The organism is Streptomyces alkaliterrae (assembly GCF_007097205.2).
In the GTDB taxonomy this organism is placed as follows: Bacteria; Actinomycetota; Actinomycetes; order Streptomycetales; family Streptomycetaceae; genus Streptomyces; species Streptomyces alkaliterrae.
Genome location: NZ_VJYK02000326.1, coordinates 1 through 5,953, shown reverse-complemented (window position 1 = coordinate 5,953; position 5,953 = coordinate 1). Strand labels below are relative to the sequence as shown.

The 5,953-nt window shown below is 71.5% G+C and carries 5 protein-coding genes; 2 read left to right on the top strand and 3 right to left on the bottom strand.

What is annotated here, in order from left to right; all coding sequences use genetic code 11:
* Positions 1-56: 56 nt before the first annotated feature.
* Together FNX44_RS22740 and FNX44_RS22735 are read right to left on the bottom strand one after the other, a co-directional pair.
* A complete protein-coding gene (locus FNX44_RS22740) occupies positions 57-623 on the bottom strand; it encodes a DUF3558 family protein (RefSeq protein WP_173019259.1) in 567 nt (188 codons plus the stop codon).
* A 590-nt stretch (positions 624-1,213) separates the two neighbouring features.
* Positions 1,214-3,040 (bottom strand): acyl-CoA dehydrogenase, encoded by a 1,827-nt coding sequence (locus FNX44_RS22735; protein WP_143650655.1) that lies wholly within the window; start codon positions 3,038-3,040, stop codon positions 1,214-1,216.
* A 245-nt stretch (positions 3,041-3,285) separates the two neighbouring features.
* Here FNX44_RS22735 and FNX44_RS22730 point away from each other — a divergent pair, with 245 nt between their 5' ends.
* Both FNX44_RS22730 and FNX44_RS22725 read left to right on the top strand, forming a co-directional pair.
* Positions 3,286-3,774: an SseB family protein gene (locus FNX44_RS22730; RefSeq protein WP_143650654.1), complete on the top strand. Its 489-nt coding sequence runs from the start codon at positions 3,286-3,288 to the stop codon at positions 3,772-3,774.
* Positions 3,775-3,938: 164 nt separating this feature from the next.
* Positions 3,939-4,364: a hypothetical protein gene (locus FNX44_RS22725; protein ID WP_143650653.1), complete on the top strand. Its 426-nt coding sequence runs from the start codon at positions 3,939-3,941 to the stop codon at positions 4,362-4,364.
* Here the strand turns inward: FNX44_RS22725 and FNX44_RS28215 are convergent.
* The coding region (locus tag FNX44_RS28215; RefSeq protein WP_173019258.1) for an ATP-binding protein at positions 4,330-5,953 on the bottom strand (1,624 nt) is incomplete at its 5' end. The genes FNX44_RS22725 and FNX44_RS28215 overlap by 35 nt on opposite strands.

The following is a 5,953-nucleotide window of genomic DNA, read 5'->3' as shown; positions in this document are numbered from 1 at the left end:
CTCCCGCCCCCACGGCACCACTCGGTCACCCGCCGTCCTCCCCGCCGCGCACTCGGTCAGGACTTCGACGCGATGAGCCGACCCATCTTGCGCTGCATTTCGCCCCGGTCGGCTGCCAGCGAGGTCTGGTACTGGATTTCCAGGACAAGGTCGCCCCTGAGCATCCACAGGGTCGGTCCGTAACCGGAGTGCCGTTCGAAGGCCGCGTCGCCGACGCCCGTCACCTTTTCGACCTTCTGCGTGTTCGTACTGTCACGAGCGGTCTGTTCCTGTTGTTCGAAGTCGGTGCGGCCGTTCTCCGACTTCACGGACACGCTGATTCCGAAGCCGCCCTCGTCCACCGCCCAGGAACACACGGGGCTGGAACCGACGCTCGCCTTCTCGACCTTCAGAACCGGAGTTCCGAGAACGCCCTCGACGTCCTTCTTGGAAGCCAGTTCGCAGGGATCGGTCCGGATGGCGGCCGTGCCTCCTCCGTCGCCGGCAGCGTCGCCGGCGCCCTCGCCTTGGCCGGATTCCTGGTCGCCGGGTTCCGGTGTGGCTCCCGCAGAGGCGTTCGCGCCGTTCTCCTTGGCGCCGTCCGGGCTGTCGGAGTCACTTCCGCAGCCGGTGAGCGCGAGCACTCCCGCGATGAGCGCCGCACCCAGTCCAGGGGCCACCCGTCTCCGGCCCCCGCGCCCACTGCCGCCTATTCTGGATCTCACGGATTCTCCTCCGAATCGCCACGGCCGCGCCTCCCGGCGACGGCCCCCACCCCCGTTACGCCGCCGGTTGCGGCACCTCCCCACGGGGCGAGTTGGAGAAGTGTACTGATGCGCGCCATTCAACTACCGCCAGGCCCCGCCTTCTTGAGAATGCTCAGCCACGTGCGCGATTTCGCCCCGATCATTCCGCCCCGGGAACGGAAACGCTCACGCGGTATCCGCACTCCCGCATACCTGCTGAACGCTCACCCTGACCTCGGTTCGCGTCTCGTACCGGTGTTTTCCGACGGAGCAGCCGATCCGTACCCCCTTCATCGACGCCCGCGCCTCGCCCTCGACGTCGGCCTTCACCCCGATGGCGAACGGCAGGTCCTCCGTGGGGGCGGACGGCGACTCGCGTGGCGCCGTGCGCCCCCAGGGGCGCATGGGCGAGGGGCCCGCTCCCCCCGACCGGGAGCGGGCCCCTCGTGTTCGTGTGCGGCCGCCGGTGGCGGCGACCGTCACTCGGGTCAGAAGGCCTCTTCGGGCAGCTCCATGACCGACAGGTCGATGTTCTCGGCCAGCTCGCGCTGGACCGAGACGCCCGGGAGGATGTTCGCCGCGAAGAACTTGGCGGCGGCGATCTTGCCCTCGTAGAAGGACTTGTCCTTGGCGGACGCGTCGGCCAGCTTCTCGGCGGCCACGGCGGCACCGCGCAGCAGCAGGTAGCCGATGACGACGTCACCGGAGGCCATCAGGAAGCGGGTGGTGTTGAGGCCGACCTTGTAGATGGACTTGACGTCCTGCTCGGTGGCGGCGAGGTCGGTGAGCATGGTGCCGACCATGCCCTCCAGGTCCGCGGCGGACTTGGCGAGCTGGTCGCGGGAGGCGGCCAGGTCCTCGCCGCCGGCGGCCTCGGCGAGGAACTTCTTGATCTCCTCGGAGAGCGCGGTCAGGGCCTGGCCCTGGTCGCGGACGATCTTCCGGAAGAAGTAGTCCTGGCCCTGGATCGCGGTGGTGCCCTCGTAGAGGGTGTCGATCTTGGCGTCCCGGATGTACTGCTCGATCGGGTACTCCTGGAGGTACCCGGAGCCGCCGAAGGTCTGGAGCGACTGCGCCAGCTGCTCGTAGGACTTCTCGGAGCCGTAGCCCTTGACGATCGGCAGGAGCAGGTCGTTGAGGCGGACCGCGGCGGAGGCGTCCTCGCCGGCGTGCTCCTTGATCAGGATCTCGTCCTGGACGGCGGCGGTGTAGAGGACCAGCGCGCGCATGCCCTCGGCGTACGCCTTCTGGGTCATGAGCGAGCGGCGCACGTCCGGGTGGTGCGTGATGGTGACGCGCGGGGCGGTCTTGTCGGTGAACTTGGCCAGGTCCGCGCCCTGGACGCGCTCCTTGGCGTACTCCAGGGCGTTGAGGTAGCCGGTGGAGAGGGTGGCGATGGCCTTCGTGCCGACCATCATCCGCGCGAACTCGATGATCTTGAACATCTGGCGGATGCCGTCGTGCTTCTCGCCGAGCAGCCAGCCCTTGGCGGGGTGCTTGTCGCCGAAGGTCATCTCGCACGTGTTGGAGGCCTTGAGGCCCATCTTGTGCTCGACGTTCGTGGCGTAGGCGCCGTTGCGCTCGCCCAGCTCGCCGGTCTCCCAGTCGAAGTCGTACTTGGGGACGATGAACAGCGACAGGCCCTTGGTGCCCGGGCCGTGGCCCTCGGGGCGGGCCAGCACGAAGTGGATGATGTTCTCGGACATGTCGTGCTCGCCCGAGGTGATGAAGCGCTTGACGCCCTCGATGTGCCAGGAGCCGTCCTCCTGCTTGATCGCCTTCGCGCGGCCGGCGCCGACGTCGGAGCCGGCGTCCGGCTCGGTCAGCACCATGGTCGAGCCCCACTGGCGGTCGACCATGCGCTGGGCGATCTTGTACTGCTCCTCGGTGGCCTCCTCGTAGAGGACGCCCGCGAAGGCCGGGCCCGAGGCGTACATCCACACGGCCGGGTTGGCGCCGAGGATCGTTTCGGCGAAGCCCCACAGGAGGGAGCGCGGCGCGGTGGTGCCGCCGATCTCCTCCGGGATGCCCAGGCGCCACCACTCGGCGTCCATGTAGGCCTGGTAGCTCTTCTTGAACGACTCGGGGATCGGAGCGGTGTTGGTCTCCGGGTCGAAGACCGGCGGGTTGCGGTCCGCGTCCTCGAAGGATGCGGCCAGCTCGTTCTCGGACAGGCGTGCGATCTCGGAGAGCACGCTCTTGGCGGTCTCCACGTCCATCTCCGCGAACGGCCCTGTGCCGTACACCGTGTCGCGACCGAGCACCTCGAACAGGTTGAACTCGATGTCCCGGAGATTCGACTTGTAGTGGCCCATGGCGCCAGGCTCCGTAATGCCGGGGAGGGGGTGCTCCTCCAGATGCGTACCAATCAGTAGCTCCCATAGTGCTACCCGTCGGTAATAAGAAGCAACCCCAAGCGGCGGGAGTGTGACGGAGCTGTCGAAAACCCCACGTGTTACCTGCGGTAGGAGGGCTGGTTCGCGGTCTGCGGCGCCCGGGGCGGCGTCCGGTGCGGCAAGCGGGGCACGGCGAGCCGCCCGCCGACGCTAACCTTAGGCGCATGTACGGCTACGACCAGAGCGCACAGGGCCACCACCCCGGCGGCCACGGGCAGTACTCGACGCAGCCGCCGCCTCCGCAGTCCGGCTACGGCCAGCCGCCGCTGCAGCAGCAGCCGCTGTACGAGCCGGCGCCGCCGTCCCTCGCCGACGCCGTACGCGCCTTCACCACCGGCACCATGTCGGCGGAGGAGTTCCAGAGCATCTTCCACAACTCCCGCGTCTACTGCCCGCGCGGCGAGACCCCCGGTTTCCTCGCCCTGCACAACACCCAGCAGCCCGTCATCCCCATGTTCACCACGCTCAAGGAGTTGCGGGCGTACGCGGGCAAGGAGTCCAGGTACTTCGTGATCACCGGCGCCGAGGTGCTGGACCTGCTGCCGTCGGGGTACGGCTTCGTCCTCGACATAGAGGGCGACCACCGCGTCGTCTTCGACGCGAAGGCGGTCGGCGAGATGGTCGACTACGCGATGCGCCGTATGTACGGCTGACAACGGTCGCGGACCCTCGGAGGTCCGAGGTGTTCAGGCGGCGGCGAGCCGCCGATGCTCGATCCGGCGCCCGGCCCTGTGGCCTGCGGTCACGCGGCACCCGGCGCCCGCGGAGGTCGACCGTCTCCGCGACAGAGCCACCCCGTGTTGGGAGAACGTCGCACATGCGCGCACGTCTGAGTCGTGTCCTCGCCGCCGCCGGCGGCATCGTCGCCACCGTCGCACTCGCCGGCCCCGCCCAGGCCAGCCCGTCCGCCACCGTGGACAACTGCCCGTCCGAGTACGTGTGCCTGTACGCCAAGAGCGGCTACATGTTCGCCCCCACCAAGGGCGACGCGGACCTGAGCAAGAGCAAGATGTACCCGAACCGGATCTTCAACAACGGCAAGAGGTACCCGGGCGCCGACCACGTCTACTGGGCCGGGAAGAGGGAGCGGAACGGCAAGGTGACCGACGTGGGCGGCTGCCTGCACTACCACTCCACGAACAACAAGACCCCGGAGGCCGGCACGTATGTGACCGGGCTCTACAAGAGCGACAGCGACCGGGTGCGGATCACCACCCTGCGCTGGAGCGGCGAGTGCCCGTAGCCGCCGCCTGACGGCCGGGCCGTGTCGCGTCCCAGAGGATGCCGCGCCAGTGGGCGCGGCCGCGCCGGAGGGCGGCGGTGAGGGAGGGCTCGCCGATCCGGTCCCGTACCGCCGCCGCGACCCGGCGCACGTCCTGGCTCTCCGCCTCGGGCAGCGGCGCCCCGGCCGCCTCCCGGCCGGCGGCGGCCGCGCCCAGCAACTCCGCCGCGTGCGCCGCGTCCCCGCGCAGCACCGCCACTTCCGCCATGCCCTCCACGGCAAGCGCCACCGCGCGCTGGTCGCCGAGCGCACGGGCCAGCGCCAGTCCGCGCCCGTGCAGCTCGGCCGCCTCGTCCACCCGGCCGAGCCCGGCGGCGACAAAGCCGAGCTCCGCCAGCGCCAGCGTCTCACCGGGCGCGAAATCGATCTCCCGGTAGCCGGCGAGCAGCGGGCGCAGCCGCTCCTCGGCCTCTGCCGGCTCCCCGGCCCGCCGGGCGCACAGCGCCAGCGCGTGTTCGGCGTGCGTGACGCCGCTGGTGTAGCCGTGCTCGACCGCCACCCGCCGGGCGCGTTCCAGGAAGGAGCGCGCCTCGTCGAACCGGCCGCCCAGCATCTCCACGCGCCCCAGCGCCCACAGCCGGTCCGCGACCTCCGGCCACAGCCCGAGCCCCCGGGCGGTCTCCAGGCCGGAACGGCTGAGCTGGGCGGCCCGCGCGTAGTCGCCGTTGATCTCGGCGAGCGAGGCCAGCAGGGCGTCCGCCTGGCAGCGCCCCCAGCCGTCGTCCAGGCCGGCGAACACCTCCGCGCAGGCCCGGCCGTCCCGCTCGGCGGCCCGTAGATCGCCTCGGACGAGCGCGTGCTGGCCGCGCAGCATGCGCGCGGCGGCGTGGTACCAGCGGTGGGCGGGTGCGGGGTCGCCCGGCGGATGGTCCTCGGGAGCGGCCGACAGCCGGCGTTCGCTGGCCGGGAGGTCGCCCGCGGTCCAGTGGGCGAGCGCGATCAGCCAACGGCGGCGGGCCGCACCCGGCCCGTGCCCGGTGAGCGACCGGTCGAGGTCCGCCGGCGCCGGAGCCCCGGCGAGCAGTGCGAAGAAGCCGCGCCACGTCACCGCGTCGGCGCCCTCGTCGCCGACCGGCGCCTCACCGCTTCGGGGCGCCGGGCCCGTCCGGGCCTCCTCGGCGAGCAGCGTCGCGCGGCGGCCCTCCTGGAACCGGCCGCGCAGGAACCAGTACCAGCCGAGCGCGGCCACCAGCCGGTCCGCCTCCTCGGCCAGGCCGTGCCGCCGGGCCGCCTCCAGCGCCGCCCGTGCGGTGCCGGACTCCGCGTCCAGGTCGACGAGTCGGCGCCGCTGGTCCGCGCGCAGCAGTCCTGCGGCGGCCCCCTCCGCCGACCGCACCGCCCAGCGCACGAGCCGGCTCTCCGCCCTGTCGCGCTCGCCCGCGGCGGCCAGTCGCTCCAGCGCGTACTCGGCGACCGACTCCAGCAGCCGGAAACGGCCCGTCGGCCCGTCGTCCACCCGCACCACCAGCGAACGGTCCACCAGGCGGGCAAGCACCCCGACGACGTCCGGGGGCGTGACGGCTTCGCCGGGCGGGGTCGGGTCGCCGGGC

Excerpts from the sequence above, each read along its gene's own strand:
- FNX44_RS22735 (WP_143650655.1), bottom strand. The coding sequence starts at position 3,040 with ATGGGCCACTACAAGTCGAATCTCCGGGACATCGAGTTCAACCTGTTC.
- FNX44_RS22730 (WP_143650654.1), top strand. The coding sequence starts at position 3,286 with ATGTACGGCTACGACCAGAGCGCACAGGGCCACCACCCCGGCGGCCAC.
- FNX44_RS22725 (WP_143650653.1), top strand. The coding sequence starts at position 3,939 with ATGCGCGCACGTCTGAGTCGTGTCCTCGCCGCCGCCGGCGGCATCGTC.